This window comes from Paraburkholderia sp. CI3 (genome assembly GCF_050436505.1).
In the GTDB taxonomy this organism is placed as follows: Bacteria; Pseudomonadota; Gammaproteobacteria; order Burkholderiales; family Burkholderiaceae; genus Paraburkholderia; species Paraburkholderia tuberum.
Window position 1 is genome coordinate 4,097,416 of sequence record NZ_JBNDMI010000004.1, and the last position, 17,165, is coordinate 4,114,580.

Sequence of the window (17,165 nt, forward strand, 5' to 3'; positions counted from 1 at the left end):
CTTAACGGCAGCCGCGCCGCTTTCTTGATAGCTGTGCGGGCCAATGAAGCGATCGAGCGACGACGGCCGGGGGCGATGCGCCGATGTGGCTTGCGCGCCACGCCGCGAGACGGTCTCGCGACGTGTCACGCTGAAGCACGCGGCAGCAGGGTACAGTGCGGCGCGGCGACGCGTGCCGGGGCTTGCTGAAGCCTTACGCCACGGCCTCGCGAGGCCGTATCGCAATTTGCGGCGAAAGGTTGTGCCTGAAACATAGGATGGTGTAGTGTCGTGCCGTCCAAAACGAGAAAAGCCCGCCAGCCCTCGGGCGGCGCCCGCGGCGACAGGAGTTCGGCGTGATGGTTGTGGTCGTGGGCGACGCGTTCACGAACCAGTCCATTGCCGGACCATGTGTCTCCAACGCTAACGATTTACCACGCACGCGCGTTTTGCCATGCCTGATTTCCGCTTTCCGGACCGACCCATAGACCGCCGCGGAGCAGCCGCGGCCTCCTTCGAGCGTTCGAATGCCTGTTTGAAGAGGGAGGGCATCTGATGGATTTCAGCTTCAACCTGAACCGCACCGCCAATGCGTCGGCATGGCGCGTGTTGCCCAACCGCTGGGACTTCGTCGCGTTCCCGCTGATCATCTGCCTGATCGCGATGGCGTCGATCGGCTTTCACGAAACGCTCGCGCCGATGTCGACGCTAAAGACGCAGGCGATCTCGCTCGATCCGGCCAACCTGCCCGAGTACGCGATGCGCACCACGCTGCGCATGCTCGCGGCGATGGTCGCGTCGCTGATCTTCACGCTGGTCTACGGGACGCTGGCCGCCAAGAGCCGCCGCGCCGGTCTCGTGCTGGTGCCGATCCTCGACATCCTGCAGTCGGTGCCGGTGCTCGGCTACATCTCGTTCACGGTGACGTTCTTCCTCGCGATGTTCCCGGGCCGCGTGCTCGGCGCCGAGCTCGCCGCGATCTTCGCGATCTTCACGAGCCAGGCGTGGAACATGACGTTCAGCTTCTATCAGTCGCTGCGCACGGTGCCGCGCGATCTCGACGAAGTCTCGCGCGGCTTTCATCTGACTTCATGGCAGCGCTTCTGGAAACTCGAAGTGCCGTTCTCGATGCCCGGCCTGATCTGGAACATGATGATGTCGATGTCGGGCGGCTGGTTCTTCGTCGTGGCTTCCGAAGCGATCACGGTCGGCAATCATACGATTACGCTGCCGGGCATCGGCGCCTACCTGGCGCAGGCGATCAGCGACAAGAACCTGCACGCGATTGGCTGGGTCATCCTCGCGATGACGGTCGTGATTCTCGCCTACGACCAGTTGCTGTTCCGGCCGCTCGTCGCGTGGGCGGACAAGTTCCGCATGGAGTTCACGAGTTCGGGCGATGCGCCGGAATCGTGGCTGCTCGACCTGATCCGCCGCACGCGGCTGATTCACCGGTTGCTCGTGCCGCTCGGCTGGATGTTCGCGCGCGCGGCTCGGGTGCGCTTCCAACTGCCGGCGTTCAGCGCGCCGCGCTTTCACATCCCGCAGCGCGAGAAGAACTCGAAGCTCGGCGACTTCATCTGGGCGGCGATCGTGCTGCTCGCCACGGTGTATGTGGTGTACCGCGTGTTCCTGTATGTGCGTACCGGCGTGACGCTCGACGAGGTCGGCCACGTGTTCGTGCTGGGCCTGATCACGCTCCTGCGCGTGGTCGTGCTGATCGCGATCGCTTCCGTGATCTGGGTGCCCGTTGGCGTGCTGATTGGCCTGCGCCCCGCGCTCGCGGAAAAGATGCAGCCACTCGCGCAGTTCCTCGCGGCGTTCCCGGCGAATTTGCTGTTCCCGGTATTCGTGATCGCGATCGTGCGCTTTCACCTGAATCCGGACATCTGGCTGTCGCCGCTGATCGTGCTCGGCACGCAGTGGTATATCCTGTTCAACGTGATTGCAGGTGCAAGCTCGTATCCGAACGACTACCGCGAGGCGGCCAAGAATTTCCACATTCGCGGCTGGCAGTGGTGGCGTCAGGCGATGCTGCCGGGCATTTTTCCGTACTACGTAACCGGTGCGATCACCGCGTCGGGCGGCGCGTGGAACGCGAGCATCGTTGCCGAGTTCGTGCAGTGGGGCGATACCAAGGTCGCCGCGCATGGCCTCGGCGCCTATATCGCGCAGACTACCGCGGCGGGCGACTATCCGAAGATCATCGTGGGCATCGCCGTGATGTCCCTGTTCGTGACCCTGTTCAACCGTCTGCTGTGGCGTCCGATGTACGCCTACGCCGAAGGCAAGCTCCGTCTAGATTGAGAAATGAAGGCTTAACGCGATGCAAAATCCTAAAGCTGCTATGACCGCCGCGCCGATCCAGACGCCGCCGAAGCCCCCGCGCCTCGGCGAGGAAATCCTGCGCGTGAAGGACGTGTGCCGCGGCTTCAACAAGACGCAGGGCGAACTGCTCGTCCTCGACGACGCGAATCTGTCGCTGCGCGAGGGCGAGATCGTCGGCCTGCTTGGCCGTTCGGGCTCGGGCAAGTCGACGCTGTTGCGCATCATCGCCGGTCTGATCGAGCCGACCGACGGCGAAGTCACGTACATGGGCAAGCCGCTCGCAGGCCCGGCCAAGGGTGTCGCGATGGTGTTCCAGACCTTCGCGCTGTTTCCGTGGCTGACCGTGCTGCAGAACGTGGAAGCGGGTCTCGAGGCGCAAGGCGTCGGCGCGTCTGAGCGGCGCACGCGCGCGCTCGCCGCGATCGACCTGATCGGCCTCGACGGCTTCGAAAACGCGTATCCGCGCGAGTTGTCGGGCGGCATGCGCCAGCGCGTCGGCTTTGCGCGCGCGCTCGTCGTCGATCCGACGCTGCTGCTGATGGACGAGCCGTTCTCCGCGCTCGACGTGCTGACCGCCGAAACGCTGCGTACCGACCTGCTCGATCTCTGGACGCAGGGGCGCATGCCGATCAAGGCGGTGCTGATCGTGACGCACAACATCGAGGAAGCGGTGTTCATGTGCGACCGCATTCTGGTGCTGTCGTCGAACCCGGGCCGCGTGATCGCCGAGATCAAGGTGCCGTTCAAGCATCCGCGCAACCGTCTGGACCCGGCATTCCGCCGCCTTGTCGACGAGATCTACGCGAAGATGACCGCACGTCAGACCGACGAAAAGACCAAGAAGGGGCTGGAGCTCGGTAGCTGGCTGCCGCACGTGTCGACCAACCTGATGGCCGGTCTGATCGAAACGCTCGCCGCCGCGCCGTATCACGGCCGCGCGGACATGCCGGAAATCGCGCGCTCGCTGCATCTGGAGGTCGACGATCTGTTCCCGATCGCCGAAGTGCTGCAGCACCTCGGTTTCGCCGACGTGCGCGAGGGCGACATTTTCCTGACGCCGCCGGCGCGCGTGTTCTCCGAGTTCGGCACGCAGGAACGGAAGATGATGTTCGCCGAGCATCTGCTGCGGCACGTGCCGCTCGCGGCGCGGATCAAGAAGGTGTTGAACGAGCGGCCCGGACATCGCGCGCCGCGCGTGCGTTTCGAGCAGGAGCTCGAGGACTTCCTGTCGGACAGCGCGGCGGAAGAGACGCTCGACGCGGTCATCAACTGGGGCCGTTACGGCGAGATCTTTTCGTATAACGACCAGACCGAAATCTTCAGTCTGGAAGACGTGGAGTCTTAAGCCTGGGTTGCCGCGGAAACGACTGCGGTTCAGACAAAAAAGCGGCGAGGAAAACCTCGCCGCTTTTTTATTGCAGATTGCCCCAGCGTGCAACCGCCGGCTCGGCCGTCGCCCACTTCCAACCCTTGTCCTGCTGGCACGCGCTCGCCGTGAACCACCTCTCGGGTGCGTTCGGGCCGTCGCCGTCCTGCACCGAGAACACGAAATCCTTGCACAGCGCGAGCGCCGAGCTGAACGCGCGGGTCACGCGCACCTCGCCATGGCCGTTTTCGATCGGCAAGGTGTGCTTGACCGACCACGGTTTCGTTTCGCCGACCGGCATCGTGCCGACCAGCGCCGCCATCAGATCCTGCTGATCCTTGTGCATGCTGCGCATGTAGCGCGCGACCGCTTCGTCGGTCGCGGCCTGCACGGCCACGCCGACGCCGAGCGCGACGGCCGGATTGCTGGTCACGAGGCCCGACGCGACACCCGCCGCCGCGCCGCTCGCGGCGCCGATCGACGCGCAGCCGCTCGCCAGCAGGCTCGCGCCGACGCATAGCGCGGCGGCCGCGATGAGCCGCATCCGATCACCCATCGGACCGCCAAGCGAACGCAATTTCATTGCAGCGCACCCCAGCGCTCGGTGGCGGGTTCGGCCAATGCCCAACGCCAGTCCTTACCATCACGGCAAACCGATGCGATGTAGAACGCGCTGCTCGCGGGCTTGTCGCGCGTTGCGTTTTGATCGACGGAAAAGACGATTTCCTTGCAGTCGAGCGGGCCGGTGCTGATCAGACGGCTGACGGTCACGCGGCCGTGTTCGTCGTCTTCGATTGGGAAAGAGTGGGTGATGCTCCACGGGGCGACCGCGCCGACCTCGAGCGGACCGGCCGCCTGCGCGATGCTGTTCTGCGTATTCGTGTGAACCACGCGCTCCGAGTACTGCACACCGGCGCGCGCGGCGGCGACCGCGCCAAGACCGATACCGGTCGCGACCGCCGCATTGCTGGTGACCTTGTTGGCGACCGCGGCGCCCGCGACACCGGCGCCCGCGACCGCGCCTTCCGTGTACAACGAACTGCAGCCGCTCAATGCCGACGAAACCGCCAGCGCCAGCGCGATCAGCGCTGTTACGTGGGGGCGTCTGCCAGCGACAACGGACTTTGCGTTGACAGCCCACACCATGTTCTTTTGCATTTCTCCCGTCCCTGCCCGTACAGGTGCCTGCGTTCACGCTTCGCGCGTGTAAACGAAGGACACGTCGTTCATTACGCAGCCGCATTGTGCAGGATGCGTTTTGTAATTGGCAGCGAAAAAATGCAAGAAATTGCAAAACATCGTGCGCTGCGATGTTTTCTGTCGCTTGGGCGGGCTTACCTGGCTCTGCCAGGTATTGGGGACATCAGGTGAATTTGCCGTCGGCGTGAGACGTTGAGCAGGTGAATTCGGTGCCGCGAAACGCGCGGCGAAAGGATCATGACGAACAGCGCGACAGTTGGCCGCCGCCATCGGCGGATGGCTCGCGTTGCACCGTGCCTATGAGTCGGCTTCGTCTTCCCCGCTTTCGTCGCCGTATGCGCTCAGCCGGTTGTACAGCGTTTTGAGGCTCACGCCGAGCGCTTTGGCAGCGCGCCGCTTGTCGCCGCCGCAGTACTTGAGGGTGCCGAGAATGATCTGCTTCTGCGCATCGGCGAGCGGCGTGCCGATCCACACGCTCATCGCGTCGCCTTGCGTGACCGCTTTCTTGACTCGCGACGCAAGATGCGGATGCGGCAATTCGACCGTCTTTTCCGCGAGAATGAACGCGCGATATACGGCGTTCTTCAACTCGCGCACGTTGCCCGGCCACGACCATGAACGCAGCGTTTCGATCGAGCGTTTGCTGAAGCTCTTGTTGGTGCCTTCCTGCTGATTCAATTGCGCGAGGAAGTGTTGCGCGAGCAGTTCGCGATCGTTTTCGCGCTCGCGCAGCGGCGGCGCGCGCAGCGGAAACACCGCGAGCCGGTACATCAGATCCTCGCGCAAGCCGTTTTCCTTGACGGCTACGGCGGGGTCGCGATTGGTCGCGGCGATCACGCGCACGTTGCCGCTGATCAACTCGTTGCCGCCGACGCGATAGAACGTGCCGGTTTCGAGCGCGCGCAGCAGCTTGACCTGGCGCACCGGCGCCATTTCGGTGATTTCGTCCAGAAACAGCGTGCCGCCGTTCGCATGTTCGAAGTAGCCGACGCGGCCCTGGACCGCGCCGGTGAAGCTGCCTTTTTCGTGGCCGAACAGTTCGGCTTCGATCAGCTCATCGGGAATCGCGCCGCAGTTCACGGCGACGAACGCGCCGTCCTTGCGGCCGCTGCGCTCGTGGATGGTGCGGGCGATCAGCTCCTTGCCGGTGCCCGATTCGCCGATGATCAGCGCGGTCGCGTCGGTATCGGCGACGCGTTCGATCTGTTCGTACAGATCGAGCATTACCGGCGACGAGCCGTACAGCAGCCCGTACGATTTCAGTCCCGCGACGGCGTCCGCGACGCGCTGCTTCGCTTGTGGCGAAGCATTGCCACCGGCGGACACGGTGGGCGAGTCCAGATCGATTGACGCCATAAAAAGGGAAGTCCTGTGCAAATGGAGTTCGTGTTGCGGCGCGCAGGCCTTGAATGCGATAGACCGTACAGCCACTATCTCATAAAAGACGATTTAACCACTTCGACACTGATTCCGGCAATCGAACTGGCAGCCGCTGAAATAGCCGTGCGCGCAATCGGTCGAAAGTGCGCGAAATCGGCTTTATCAGCGCGTTGGAGCGGTAAATATACCGGGCACATGCATTGCATCATTGACCGTTTGATCGAGTCGTGCGAGGTTTGACGGCTACGTCGCAGCGCCGCCGGCCAGCGCAAACCGGCAACCCGCATCGTGCGCCCGAAGCCCGAACTGTTGCACCGTCGACGCACCGATTCCGCGGCAACGCACGAACGCCGAATCAGACGAGGAGTGAACGATGACTGACACCACACAACAACTTGCACTCGGCGGACAGAAGATCGTCGAGGATCTACGGGTGCTGCTGAGGGACTCGGAGGAAATGCTGCGGCTCGCCGCCAACGTGCCGGGCGAAGGCGTCGATGCCTTGCGCGACCGGCTCGGCACGCACGTGGAAACGCTGCAATCGGCGCTCGGCGATGCGCAACGCAACGTGCATCGCCGGTATCGCGGGGCGGCGGTCAGCACCGAGCACTATGTGCGCCATAACCCGTGGCGCTCGCTCGCGCTCGCGGCGGGCACCGGTTTTCTGCTCGGCGTGCTGGTCGCGCGTTAGACGCGGCGCAGCGAGCGGCGCTCGCATCGGCTCGCCGGAAGGCGCGGCGCACGCTTGGCACGGCTGCATTCATCCGCATCACGATCCAAGGAGTTCATGATGACACGACCCACATTTGGTTTTTTTGGCGCATTGATGGCAATCGGCGGCTTCCTGGCGGTTCGCTACGTGCAACACAAGCGCACGGGCCAGGTCTCACCGGCGCGCGAGCTGAGCCGCTGGGAAAACGAGGGCGGCGCGGTGGCGGCGCCGGCGACTTTGTCGACCGAGCTGGCGCCCGCCTCGCACAGCGGCAACGGCTCGGGGCAGGTGAACGGGGAACACCGCGCATGGCCGTTTCCACGCGGCTGACGCGGTTCGCTCGAATGCAATGGGGCCTGCTGCCGGCGCCTGGAACGGGATTGTTAAATGAATCTTATAAAGCCGTATAATAGGTAAATAGGCAACAATGACGCGGACGTTGGCGCGAATTTGGCCGTCATTGTTGCAATTTTTCATCAAATGGTCGGCGGAACGGAACGCAGTCGATTCCGCGTCATGCAGCCGACCGGACCCAGCCGCATGCCCATTGGCATGTTCCGCATATTTTCTGACCCACGCTTGCAGGCTTTCGAAACGCGATGCCACATGTACTCATTGTCGATGACGACGCAGGTACCCGCGAGGCACTTTCCGCCGTCATCGGGGAAGACGGGCTGACCACCGCCACCGCGGGCGATCTGCGCGAAGCGCGTATTCAACTGATCCGGCAGATGCCGGACGTCGTTTTCACCGACCTGAAGCTGCCCGACGGCAGCGGGGTCGATCTGTTCGAAGATCTCGATCCGCGCTCCGGCGTCGAAGTGATCGTGATCACCGGCCACGCGACGGTCGAGTCGGCGGTCAGCGCACTGAAAATGGGCGCGGCCGACTACCTCGTGAAGCCGATCAACATGCAGCGCGTGAAGTCGATCCTGTCGCGCCTGCCGCGCGCCGGCGACCTGAAGGCCGAAATCGGCACGCTGCGCGGCGAGTTGCGCCGCATGGGCCGCTTCGGTCTGATGCTCGGCAATTCGCCGGCGATGCAGGAGGTCTACGACCAGATCAGCCGCGTCGCGCCGACGGCGGCCTCGGTGATGCTCGTCGGCGAATCGGGCACCGGCAAGGAAGTTGCCGCGCAGACGCTGCACGAGCTGAGCCTGCGCCGCAAGCACGCGTTCCTCGCGGTCAACTGCGGCGCGATTTCGCCGAATCTGATCGAATCGGAAATGTTCGGCCACGAGCGCGGTTCGTTCACCGGCGCGGACCGGCAGCACAAGGGCTATTTCGAGCGCGCGAACGGCGGCACGCTGTTCCTCGACGAAATCACCGAGATGCCGATCGAGCTGCAGGTAAAGCTGCTGCGCGTGCTCGAGACCGGCATGTTCATGCGCGTCGGCACGACCAAGGAAATCGAAACCGACGTGCGTCTGATTGCGGCCACCAATCGCGATCCCGAACAGGCGGTGCTCGAAGGCAAGCTGCGGCTCGATCTGTACCACCGGCTGAACGTGTTTCCGATCAGCCTGCCGCCGCTGCGCGATCGCGGCAAGGACGTCGAGCTGCTCGCGCAATCGTTCCTCGATGAGCTCAACGAGCGTCACGGCACGAAGAAGCATTTCCCTGTCGCGGTGAAGGACATGCTGCTGTCGTATCCGTGGCCGGGCAATGTGCGCGAGCTGAAGAACTACGTGCAGCGCGCGCACATCATGTCGAGCGCGGATTCGGATAGCACGGCGACGGTGCCGTTGCAAATCACGCTGTCGAAGCCCGCGGCCGGCACCGCGATCACGATCCCGTTCGGCACCTCGCTCGCGGAAGCCGACCGTCAGCTGATTCTTGCGACGCTCGAGCAATGCGGCGGCGTCAAGACGCGCGCCGCGGAAATTCTCGGCATCAGCCTGAAGACGCTGTACAACCGGCTCGTCGAGTACGGCAACGATGCGCGCGACGACGGCGATCCCACCGACGAATCACGCGCACTCGGCGGCGCGGACGCCTGATCCGCGCCTCGTTCGCACGTCATCCGCGTCCCCAGTATCCGCCCGCCCGGGCTTCCGGGCGGGCACCCGAACGGCACAAGCCTTGCTGCGCTCCGGTGGAACGCAAAACGAGGTCACCGACATGCCGCACCTGCCGCCGCACCTGTCGCATTACGCTGCCGTCTCCGCGCCGTCCAGGCCGTTGCACGCTCATCGGCCCGAACCGGTCGAGCCGCCCACTGCACCTCCCATCGCGCCGCCGGACCCGGCCGAACCCGACACGATCCCCGGCCCGACACCCGATCCGATCGAACCCGTCGAACCGGTCACGCCGCCGATCGGCGATCCGCCGCCGCAGCCAACGCAAACGCCTCAGGCCGCCGACCGTCCGTCGCGACCGCGGCAATGTTGATACGACCGTCGATGTCGGCGCCCTGTCGCGCACTCGATGGAACCACATCCCGCACTGCAAGGCGTCATGCCCTGGGTCGGTGCAGAGCATTGCTGTACTTGTTACAAAGCCGGCGCATGTTTTACCGGCAATTTACGGTTTCGCCCCCTAGACTGTAGGGATGCCGCGCTAAGCGGCAGGCTTCCCCCGGAGGCACGATCATGAGACACCCCGCATTGCGACGTTCCGCGCGGCACTCCAAGCGCGGGCCACGGCCGGCCGAGGTCGAGACTGAGCCGGTGGTGTCGCCGGACCCGGCCGCGCAGAATCGGATCGCCCCGCATACGCCGCCGGACGGCGAGCACAATCAGGGCGGGGTGCGTCAGGAAGGCCTCGAATACCAGCGCGATCTGGGCTCGGAGCAGGATGCCTGAGGCAGCGTAGCACCCGGGCGGGGGTATCCCGGCGACCGGGATACCGGTAAGAAAGACCTCCGCATTCGTCGGATTTAACAGAAAAATTTTCTTCGCAATCCGTGATGATTGCGGGGATTCGCTCGTTTGTCACATTTCCATACAACTTTATTTCTGATATCTCATATATCGGCACGATGATTGCGTGCACCGTTTTGGCGCAATTCCGCATACAACGAAACAATGGAGCACTAATGAGCAGATTGATCGTGGTATCGAATCGTGTCGCACCGATTCAGGAAGCGCGTCCGGCAGCGGGCGGGCTCGCGATCGGCGTGCTGGACGCACTGAAGGAGACCGGCGGCGTCTGGTTCGGCTGGAGCGGCGAAACGGTCAGCGAGCCATCCGCGCCCGTGATCGAGAAGCAGGGCAACGTCACCTACGCGACTGTGGGCCTCACCAAGCGCGATTACGACGAGTACTACCGCGGTTTTTCGAACACCACGTTGTGGCCGACCTTCCACTATCGCAACGACCTGTCCCGCTACGACCGTGAGGACTACGCGGGCTACCAGCGCGTCAACGCGACGCTCGCGAAGCAGCTCAAGGAACTGCTCAAGCCCAGCGACATCATCTGGGTGCACGACTACCATCTGCTGCCGTTCGCGCGCTGCCTGCGTGAGCTCGGCGTGAAGAACCCGATCGGCTTTTTCCTGCACATTCCGTTTCCGGTGCCCGAAGTGTTGCGCACGATTCCGCCGCATGAAGAACTCGTCAAGGCGATGTGCAGCTACGACGTGATCGGCTTTCAGACCGAGGCGGATCGCCAGTCGTTCGTCGACTATATCGAGCGCGGTCACCATGGCACGTCGAGCGAAGACGGCATGGTGCACGCGTACAACCGCTTCCTGAAGGTCGGCGCGTACCCGATCGGCATCTATCCCGACGCGATCGCGAAGGCCGCCGAGCAGTTCACCGACCGCAAGGCGGTGCGCAGCCTGCGCGACGGTATGCGCGGGCGCAAGCTGATCATGAGCGTCGACCGGCTCGATTATTCGAAGGGGCTGGTCGAGCGCTTCCAGGCATTCGAGCGGCTGTTGCAGAACGCGCCCGGCTGGCACGGCCGCGTGTCGCTCGTGCAGATCGCGCCGCCGACCCGCGCCGACGTGCAGACCTATCAGCGCATCCGGCAAACGCTCGAAGGCGAGGCGGGCCGCATCAACGGCCGGTTCGCGCAGCTCGACTGGACGCCGATCCAGTATCTGAACCGCAAGTACGAGCGCAATCTGCTGATGGCGCTCTTCCGCCAGTCGCAGGTCGGCTATGTGACGCCGCTGCGCGACGGCATGAATCTGGTGGCCAAGGAGTACGTCGCGTCGCAGGATCCGGCCGATCCGGGCGTGCTCGTGCTGTCGCAATTCGCGGGCGCGGCCGAGCAGCTGCCGGGCGCGCTCGTCGTCAATCCGTTCGATCTGTCGCAGATGGCCGAAGCGCTCGAGCGCGCGTTAGCGATGCCGCTCGCCGAACGTCAGGCGCGTCATGCGGACATGATGGAGCCGATGCGCGAGAGCAACCTGTCGGTGTGGCGCGATACGTTGCTCGATGATCTGCGCCACGTCGCGACCGCGTCTTCGGTGACGGCCAAAGCGGTAAAGCTCGCTGACGTGACGGCATCACCCTGAGCCGACAGGCGCGGCCCGCGCGGGCGGGCGGCGCCTGTGCCGCTCACGTCGTGCATGGAGTGACAGGGAAGATCAAGGCGAAAAGGCGTGCATCGCCTCGTGCGATGCGCGCCTTTTATCGTGCATGTCTTGCGCGTAACGGCCACAGCTCTCAGGCCGGCTGCGCCGCCTTCTGCATGACCCGCATCGTGCTGACGACCGCCGCGACCGCCGAGAACCCCGCGGCCACATACAGCGCGATGATCGTCCCGCTCTGCGGCGCGACGCCGAAGATCAGCGCGACCAGCGCCGCGCCGAGCGTTTGCCCGGTCAGGCGCGCGGTGCCGAGCATGCCGCTCGCGCCGCCGCTGCGTTCGCGCGGCGCGGACGACAGCATCGTGCGATTGTTCGGCGACTGGAAGATGCCGAAGCCCGCGCCGCACAGCGCCATGCGCCACGAAATCTGCAGCGCGTCCGGGTGAGGCCCGAGCGTCGCGAGCAGCAGCAGGCCGACGGTCATCGCGGCGAGCCCGACGCCGCCGAGCCAGCCGGCCGATATCCTGTCCGACAGCACGCCGGCAATGGGCGCCGCGATGATGATGATCGCGGGCCACGGCGTCATCAAAAGACCCGTTTCGACCTGCGACATGCCGAGCGTTTCCTGCAGCAGGAACGGCAGCGACACGAACGCGAGCATCTGCGCGCAGAACGAGCAGACCGACGTGCCGACCGACAGCGCGAACACCGGAATACGCAGCAGGTCGATCGGCAGCAGCGGGGCGGGCCGCGTCAGCTGGCGACGCACGAAGAAGTAGCCGATGACCAGCGCTCCGAGCGCCTCGAGCGTCACGTAGCCGAAATGCTCGCCGTGGCCGAGGCCATCGACCGCGAAAATCAGCAGGCCGAACACGAACGCGTTCATCACCGCGCTCAGATAGTCATACGGGGATTCGTGGCCGGGGTTCATCGGCAGCGCCTTGAAGCCGCCGACGATCGCCGCGATCCCGATCGGCACGTTGATCGCGAACAGCCACGGCCAGCTCGCGATCGCGAGCACGCCCGAGGCGACCGTCGGCCCGACCGCCGACGACACCGCCACCACCATCGCGTTGATCGAGACGCCGCGCCCGAGCTGGTTTGGCGGATAGATCATGCGCACGATCGCGGTGTTCACGCTCATGATGCCGGCCGCGCCGAAGCCCTGGACCACTCGCGCGAGCGCGAGCGTCGCCAGCGAGTTCGACAGCGCGCAACCGAACGACGCGACCGTAAACAGGATCAGGCCCGACAGATAAATGCGCCGGTAGCCGATGCGGTCGCCGAGCGACGCGAGCGGTAGCAGCGAGATCGTGATCGCGAGCTGATACGCGTTGACGACCCAGATCGACGCGGCGGCGCTCGCATTGAGGTTGCGCGCGATCGTCGGCAGCGCGACGTTGGCGATCGCGCTGTCGAGCACCGCGAGCGTCAGCGAGAGCGCGATGACGAGCATCGCCCAGTAGCGTTGTGGGACCGGTAGGCCCAGTTCCTTGCCTTCGAAGCGGGAAGTGGAGGGCGTCGAGCCGTCCGTGCGCGGGGAGGGTGCGTGCATCGATTGTTTGATTTGTCGGAGATGTTGGCGCGCCTGTGCGCGGCTCACGCGCTGGCCGCTGCGGGCGTATCGGTCGGCGCGGCGCCGGCGTTACCGGGCGCCGGCGCCGCGCGTGCGTTATTTGAGTTCGTAAAGGCCCGTGTGGGTCGTCGAATCGATTTCGTTCAGGTGCGTCATGAAGCGCGCGACCGCGTTGGTGGTTTCCGCGCTGACCGGCAGATGCGGCACTTTCAGCGCATGCAGCCGGAAGATATAGCGATGCGTGCGATCGCCGCGCGGCGGCGCGGCGCCGCCGAAGCCGACCGTCCCATAGTCGTTGCGCACCTGCATCGCGCCCTGCGGCAGCAGCGAGCCGTCGGCCTTGCCGGCGTTGCGCGGCAGCGAGCGCGCGTCGGCCGGAATGTTCACGACGACCCAATGCCAGAAGCCGCTGCCGGTCGGCGCGTCGGGATCGTGAACGGTGAGCGCGAAGCTTTGCGTGTCCGCGGGCGGCGCTTCCCATTGCAGCGACGGCGAGATGTTTTCGCCGTCGCCGCCGAACGCCTTGTCGTTGTACTCGTGGGCTCTCGGCATGAAGCCGTTGGTGGGAAAATCGTCGGACCAGAGACGGAAGTCAGCCATGATGTGCCTCCCTTGTTGATTGGTTCTGGGATCGTCGGAGTTCGCGATGTCGCGGCGGGCGAGGCGCATCTCGTGGCATGCCGAAGCGCGTGAGGACGTGCCGCGAAAGCGCCTGGAAGCACCCGGAAAACGCCGCCGAAGCGTGCCTCGAAGGCATCTCGAAAGCGCGCCGGGTGAGCCTTTCGAGTGTAGCACCAGCGGCCGCGAGACTCGCGCGAGCCGGGCAGGTCGCGCGCGGTTTTCAGCCGCGTTCCTCCAACTCCGGCGCGTCGCTTCTGATCCACGCGACGAGCCGCTCGATCACGCCCGCGATATCGCGATTCCCGCCTCGCAAAGCGCATTCCCACACGACCGCGACGCGCCAGCCGCTCGCGAGCAGCGCGGCGCGCACCTTGTCGTCGTTGCTGCGATTGCGGCCGATCTTGTCGCGCCAGAAGTCGGGCCGCGTCTGCGGCCATTTGAACAGATGACAGTCGTGGCCATGCCAGAAGCAGCCATGCACGAGCACCACCGCGCGATAGCGCGGCAGCACGATGTCGGGGCGGCCGGGCAGATCGCGCGCATCGAGCCGGAAGCGCAGGCCCCGCCGATGCAGCAGGCTGCGGATCAGGATCTCCGGCTTGGTGTTGCGGCCGCGAATGCCGGACATCATCCGGCTGCGCGTCGCGCTATCGACGATATCGACCATCGTCAGCGGGCCAACGGGTCGCGCGGCCGCTCACGCGTAGAGCGGCAGGGAGTGTTTCGACGCATCGCGGGTCGGGTGGGCAAGCAGGGTTTGCACATGCGGCAGCATGATACGCGCCACTTCGCGCATCACCGGCATCACGACGCTATTGCCGAACTGCCGGTAGGCCTGCGTATCGCTGACCGGAATCCTGAAGGTGTCGGGAAAGCCCATCAGTCGCGCGCATTCGCGCGGCGTCAGGCGACGCGGGCGCAGCGCCTCGCCCTGATAGACGAGAATTTCGGAGCCGTCCTTGTGATAGCGCGCCGACAGCGTGCGCGTCACGCTGTCCGGATAGGCCATGCCGAAACCGAAGCCGTTGCCCGCCGCACGATGCTTGGCCGCGTAGTTTTGCAGATACGCCCACAGCTTCGGGGTGAGCGCGTACTTCGGCTGCACGCGGCGCGCGGCGTGATCGAAGAAGCGCTCGTGGTCCCACGGCAGCACCGGTTCCGTGCCGTCCGTGCGATGCAGGATCGCGCCGAGCCGCGGACCCTGTTCGGGCAGGCGCAGGTCGTCCCATGTGAACCCGGTCTTGCCGCGAAAGCCCACCATGATGATGCGCTCGCGATGCTGAGGCGTGAAATGCTGGCCATCGATCACGCGGTAGTGCACCTCGTAGCCGAGCTCGTCGCGCAGCGTTTGCAGGATCACGTCGAAGGTGCGGCCCTTGTCGTGCGACAGCAGGTTCTTTACGTTTTCGAGCAGGAACGCGGCGGGGCGCTTCGCGGCGATGATGCGCGCGACGTCGAAAAACAGCGTGCCCTGGGTCGTGCATTCGAAGCCGTGCGGCCGGCCAAGCGCGTTTTTCTTGCTGACGCCGGCGATCGAAAACGGCTGGCACGGAAAGCCGCCGAGCAGCACGTCGTGGCTCGGCACGTCCTCGGCGGGAAACGTGACGATGTCGCCGATCAGCGCGTGCGCGCCGCCGCTCGCGGAGTTGTCGCCATGGTTCTCGCGATAAGTCCGCGTCGAGAACTCGTTCCACTCGCTGGTGAACACGCATTCGCCGCCGTGCGCCTCGAAGCCCATGCGAATGCCGCCGATACCCGCGAACAGATCGATGAAGCGGAAGCGCGCCGCGTCGCCCGCGTGTTGCGCCTCACGCGCGCCTTGCCGCAGTAGATCGCGCAACGCGGGTTCCAGCATCGCGGGACAAGGCGTTTCACCTTTTTCCCAGCGACGCACCGTCTTGATGTCCTTGCCGACATGGGCTGCGATTTCGCGTTGGGTGAAACGGGCGCGCGCCTGCTTGAGCAGGTCGAACGGGGCGGCGAGGGTCACGTGGCGTCCTTGCTGGGAATTTTTGCGGACATTATGACCTAAGGTCGTCCCCTTTCCCTATTGTTGGCGCCGATTGATCAGGAATTTTTCGCGATACGTCGCGCCGCTGCGTTTGTCTGCGGCGAAACATGCCTGTCACGAATGCGGATATACGCCTGTCCCGTGACGCTGGCTTCCGGCGTTGCGACGTGTGTTGGCGGCCGCGACCTCGTGCCCGGCCGCTTTTTTTGCGGCGCGCAAGACGAGCGGCGTGCCGGCTTGGCGCCACGCGTGCGGGTGCAGCGGGTTGGGCGGATGCGGACGCGGTCAGGCCGACTTCACCTTCTTCACCGGGGCAGCCCGCTCGAATCGCGAGGTCGGCGCGGGCGCGAAGCGTTCCCATTCGGGCAGCGGCGTCGAGGCCAGCCGATCGAGTTGCAGCAGCAGGCTGTCGACTTTGTCCAATTGGGCGGTAGAAAGCTGGCCGCTGTCGACCAGCGCGGTCAGTCGTTTGCGCCAATAGGTGGCTGGCAGGATCGGACCGCCGAAATCGCCGCGCAGCGATACGTGCATCACCCGCGCGATGTGCGCGATGTCGTGGTCGATCAACGCAGCATGCGATGATCCCGAAATCGTAGTGTCCGTGCGGTCCATGACTCCTCCCTGAGCGCATTTACGGCAGTGCGCGGCGAGACTTTAGGCCTTTTGATAAAAAATTTGCCCGATCGCGCGTCGGCGTTCGTCGGTGCCGCGGCCCGGCGCGCGGAGCAGCTCCCGGGAACGGCCGTTGCTGCTTCCCACACACCGGCGGAATACCGCGCCGGCATTTCCGTCGACTACGCATATGGGAGCCGAGCATGAACAAGGATCAAGTGAAGGGCGTTGGCCAGCAGGTCAAGGGCAAGGTCAACGAGGCCGTCGGCAAGGCCACGAACGACCCTGCGAAGGAACTCAAGGGCGACCTGCAGCAGGGCGCCGGCAAGGTGCAGAAGGCCTATGGCGATGCGAAGGAAAACGCCAAGGACGATGCAAAGCGCGGTCGTCACTGAACCCGTTTGGTGCAGGTTGCCGTAACGGCGGAGGCGTCGCGATCGTCGCGGCGCCTTTGTTTTTTGTACGGCGCAGGTCGGACACGACGCGTCCGATTTCACCAGTTGGGTCACGGCTGACGTTGGCGCGGCGGCCGGCCTGGGAGTAACCCGTGATCGCGATGATCGGCATTCCGCACGCGCTGCGAGCCCTTTAGACTTGGCGCAATCCCATCAGGAGGTCGCGCCAATGACACCCGAAAAGATACTTTCGATGTTCGAACGGCAGTATTTGGAAGGCAAGGCGCCGCCCGATCTCGAAGCGACCTGCGCGAACTTCGCGACGTGGCTCGCGGCCGCGTGGGAACTGCTCGACAGCACCGAAAAGACGCTGCTGCTGACGGTCGGCGCGGCGCTGTGGCGCGAGGGCTTCAATGTGCGCGCGGGTACGGCGACGAAGGACTTGTGGTGAACCGCCGATCGCGAACGGCGCTGTTGCCGCAGCGTTTGTAGGGTCTTCACGCGG

At 64.9% G+C, this 17,165-nt stretch carries 19 protein-coding genes; 10 read left to right on the forward strand and 9 right to left on the reverse strand.

What is annotated here, in order from left to right:
- The first annotated feature begins 534 nt into the window (after positions 1-534).
- Entirely contained in the window at positions 535-2,286 is a 1,752-nt protein-coding gene (locus tag OKW29_RS40265) for an ABC transporter permease (RefSeq protein WP_429294797.1), read from the forward strand.
- A gap of 19 nt (positions 2,287-2,305) precedes the next feature.
- Positions 2,306-3,652, forward strand: a complete 1,347-nt coding sequence (locus OKW29_RS40270) for an AAA-associated domain-containing protein (RefSeq protein ID WP_026225663.1) — start codon at positions 2,306-2,308, stop codon at positions 3,650-3,652.
- Between the two features lie 67 nt (positions 3,653-3,719).
- Here the strand turns inward: OKW29_RS40270 and OKW29_RS40275 are convergent, their stop codons facing one another.
- Genes OKW29_RS40275 through OKW29_RS40290 form a run of 4 tightly spaced genes read right to left on the reverse strand, consistent with a single transcriptional unit; the run spans position 3,720 to position 6,229 of the window.
- Positions 3,720-4,256: a hypothetical protein gene (locus OKW29_RS40275; protein ID WP_187627081.1), complete on the reverse strand. Its 537-nt coding sequence runs from the start codon at positions 4,254-4,256 to the stop codon at positions 3,720-3,722.
- On the reverse strand, positions 4,253-4,831 hold the full coding sequence (locus OKW29_RS40280) for a hypothetical protein (RefSeq protein ID WP_429294798.1): 579 nt from the start codon (positions 4,829-4,831) through the stop codon (positions 4,253-4,255). The genes OKW29_RS40275 and OKW29_RS40280 overlap by 4 nt, the downstream gene beginning before the upstream one ends.
- Before the next feature lie 33 nt (positions 4,832-4,864).
- Positions 4,865-5,143: a hypothetical protein gene (locus OKW29_RS40285; RefSeq protein ID WP_429294799.1), complete on the reverse strand. Its 279-nt coding sequence runs from the start codon at positions 5,141-5,143 to the stop codon at positions 4,865-4,867.
- A 27-nt stretch (positions 5,144-5,170) separates the two neighbouring features.
- Complete coding sequence (locus OKW29_RS40290; RefSeq protein ID WP_184065530.1) at positions 5,171-6,229, reverse strand: sigma-54 interaction domain-containing protein; 1,059 nt, start codon at positions 6,227-6,229, stop codon at positions 5,171-5,173.
- A gap of 397 nt (positions 6,230-6,626) precedes the next feature.
- Between OKW29_RS40290 and OKW29_RS40295 the strand changes: the two genes are divergently transcribed.
- The 6 genes from OKW29_RS40295 to otsA all read left to right on the forward strand — a co-directional run bounded on the left by OKW29_RS40295 (position 6,627) and on the right by otsA (position 11,430).
- A complete protein-coding gene (locus tag OKW29_RS40295) occupies positions 6,627-6,944 on the forward strand; it encodes a DUF883 family protein (protein WP_184045720.1) in 318 nt (105 codons plus the stop codon).
- Between the two features lie 99 nt (positions 6,945-7,043).
- The gene (locus tag OKW29_RS40300) at positions 7,044-7,295 is read left to right on the forward strand and encodes a hypothetical protein (RefSeq protein WP_429294800.1); all 252 of its coding nucleotides are present in this window, start codon (positions 7,044-7,046) and stop codon (positions 7,293-7,295) included.
- 269 nt (positions 7,296-7,564) lie between these two features.
- Complete coding sequence (locus tag OKW29_RS40305) at positions 7,565-8,965, forward strand: sigma-54-dependent transcriptional regulator (RefSeq protein ID WP_429294801.1); 1,401 nt, start codon at positions 7,565-7,567, stop codon at positions 8,963-8,965.
- A 121-nt stretch (positions 8,966-9,086) separates the two neighbouring features.
- Positions 9,087-9,356, forward strand: coding sequence for a hypothetical protein (locus OKW29_RS40310; protein WP_429294802.1), 270 nt, complete (start codon positions 9,087-9,089; stop codon positions 9,354-9,356).
- Positions 9,357-9,556: 200 nt separating this feature from the next.
- Positions 9,557-9,769, forward strand: coding sequence for a hypothetical protein (locus OKW29_RS40315; protein ID WP_026225665.1), 213 nt, complete (start codon positions 9,557-9,559; stop codon positions 9,767-9,769).
- Positions 9,770-10,002: 233 nt separating this feature from the next.
- Entirely contained in the window at positions 10,003-11,430 is a 1,428-nt protein-coding gene (gene otsA / locus OKW29_RS40320) for an alpha,alpha-trehalose-phosphate synthase (UDP-forming) (RefSeq protein WP_184065538.1), read from the forward strand.
- Positions 11,431-11,581: 151 nt separating this feature from the next.
- Here the strand turns inward: otsA and OKW29_RS40325 are convergent, their stop codons facing one another.
- The 5 genes from OKW29_RS40325 to OKW29_RS40345 form a co-directional block, all read right to left on the reverse strand.
- Positions 11,582-13,000 carry an MFS transporter gene (locus OKW29_RS40325; protein ID WP_429294803.1) on the reverse strand — a complete coding sequence of 473 codons (1,419 nt, stop codon included), beginning with the start codon at positions 12,998-13,000 and terminating at the stop codon, positions 11,582-11,584.
- Positions 13,001-13,117: 117 nt separating this feature from the next.
- Positions 13,118-13,621 (reverse strand): YbhB/YbcL family Raf kinase inhibitor-like protein, encoded by a 504-nt coding sequence (locus OKW29_RS40330; RefSeq protein WP_018419796.1) that lies wholly within the window; start codon positions 13,619-13,621, stop codon positions 13,118-13,120.
- A gap of 241 nt (positions 13,622-13,862) precedes the next feature.
- Complete coding sequence (locus OKW29_RS40335; RefSeq protein WP_429294804.1) at positions 13,863-14,309, reverse strand: very short patch repair endonuclease; 447 nt, start codon at positions 14,307-14,309, stop codon at positions 13,863-13,865.
- A gap of 30 nt (positions 14,310-14,339) precedes the next feature.
- Entirely contained in the window at positions 14,340-15,632 is a 1,293-nt protein-coding gene (gene dcm / locus OKW29_RS40340; protein WP_429294805.1) for a DNA (cytosine-5-)-methyltransferase, read from the reverse strand.
- A gap of 306 nt (positions 15,633-15,938) precedes the next feature.
- Complete coding sequence (locus OKW29_RS40345; protein WP_429294806.1) at positions 15,939-16,265, reverse strand: hypothetical protein; 327 nt, start codon at positions 16,263-16,265, stop codon at positions 15,939-15,941.
- Between the two features lie 203 nt (positions 16,266-16,468).
- On the opposite strand from OKW29_RS40345, the gene OKW29_RS40350 reads away from it, so the two are divergent.
- Both OKW29_RS40350 and OKW29_RS40355 read left to right on the forward strand, forming a co-directional pair.
- Positions 16,469-16,660, forward strand: a complete 192-nt coding sequence (locus OKW29_RS40350) for a CsbD family protein (protein WP_184065553.1) — start codon at positions 16,469-16,471, stop codon at positions 16,658-16,660.
- A gap of 229 nt (positions 16,661-16,889) precedes the next feature.
- On the forward strand, positions 16,890-17,111 hold the full coding sequence (locus OKW29_RS40355) for a hypothetical protein (protein ID WP_184021431.1): 222 nt from the start codon (positions 16,890-16,892) through the stop codon (positions 17,109-17,111).
- Positions 17,112-17,165: the final 54 nt, after the last annotated feature.

Coding starts and splice junctions, on each gene's coding strand:
- OKW29_RS40265 (WP_429294797.1), top strand. CDS start 535: ATGGATTTCAGCTTCAACCTGAACCGCACCGCCAATGCGTCGGCATGG.
- otsA (WP_184065538.1), top strand. CDS start 10,003: ATGAGCAGATTGATCGTGGTATCGAATCGTGTCGCACCGATTCAGGAA.
- OKW29_RS40355 (WP_184021431.1), top strand. CDS start 16,890: ATGACACCCGAAAAGATACTTTCGATGTTCGAACGGCAGTATTTGGAA.
- OKW29_RS40270 (WP_026225663.1), top strand. CDS start 2,306: ATGCAAAATCCTAAAGCTGCTATGACCGCCGCGCCGATCCAGACGCCG.
- OKW29_RS40275 (WP_187627081.1), bottom strand. CDS start 4,256: ATGAAATTGCGTTCGCTTGGCGGTCCGATGGGTGATCGGATGCGGCTC.
- OKW29_RS40315 (WP_026225665.1), top strand. CDS start 9,557: ATGAGACACCCCGCATTGCGACGTTCCGCGCGGCACTCCAAGCGCGGG.
- OKW29_RS40295 (WP_184045720.1), top strand. CDS start 6,627: ATGACTGACACCACACAACAACTTGCACTCGGCGGACAGAAGATCGTC.
- OKW29_RS40350 (WP_184065553.1), top strand. CDS start 16,469: ATGAACAAGGATCAAGTGAAGGGCGTTGGCCAGCAGGTCAAGGGCAAG.
- OKW29_RS40290 (WP_184065530.1), bottom strand. CDS start 6,229: ATGGCGTCAATCGATCTGGACTCGCCCACCGTGTCCGCCGGTGGCAAT.
- OKW29_RS40280 (WP_429294798.1), bottom strand. CDS start 4,831: ATGCAAAAGAACATGGTGTGGGCTGTCAACGCAAAGTCCGTTGTCGCT.
- OKW29_RS40305 (WP_429294801.1), top strand. CDS start 7,565: ATGCCACATGTACTCATTGTCGATGACGACGCAGGTACCCGCGAGGCA.
- OKW29_RS40300 (WP_429294800.1), top strand. CDS start 7,044: ATGACACGACCCACATTTGGTTTTTTTGGCGCATTGATGGCAATCGGC.
- OKW29_RS40310 (WP_429294802.1), top strand. CDS start 9,087: ATGCCGCACCTGCCGCCGCACCTGTCGCATTACGCTGCCGTCTCCGCG.
- OKW29_RS40325 (WP_429294803.1), bottom strand. CDS start 13,000: ATGCACGCACCCTCCCCGCGCACGGACGGCTCGACGCCCTCCACTTCC.
- OKW29_RS40335 (WP_429294804.1), bottom strand. CDS start 14,309: ATGGTCGATATCGTCGATAGCGCGACGCGCAGCCGGATGATGTCCGGC.
- OKW29_RS40345 (WP_429294806.1), bottom strand. CDS start 16,265: ATGGACCGCACGGACACTACGATTTCGGGATCATCGCATGCTGCGTTG.
- OKW29_RS40330 (WP_018419796.1), bottom strand. CDS start 13,621: ATGGCTGACTTCCGTCTCTGGTCCGACGATTTTCCCACCAACGGCTTC.
- OKW29_RS40285 (WP_429294799.1), bottom strand. CDS start 5,143: ATGGCGGCGGCCAACTGTCGCGCTGTTCGTCATGATCCTTTCGCCGCG.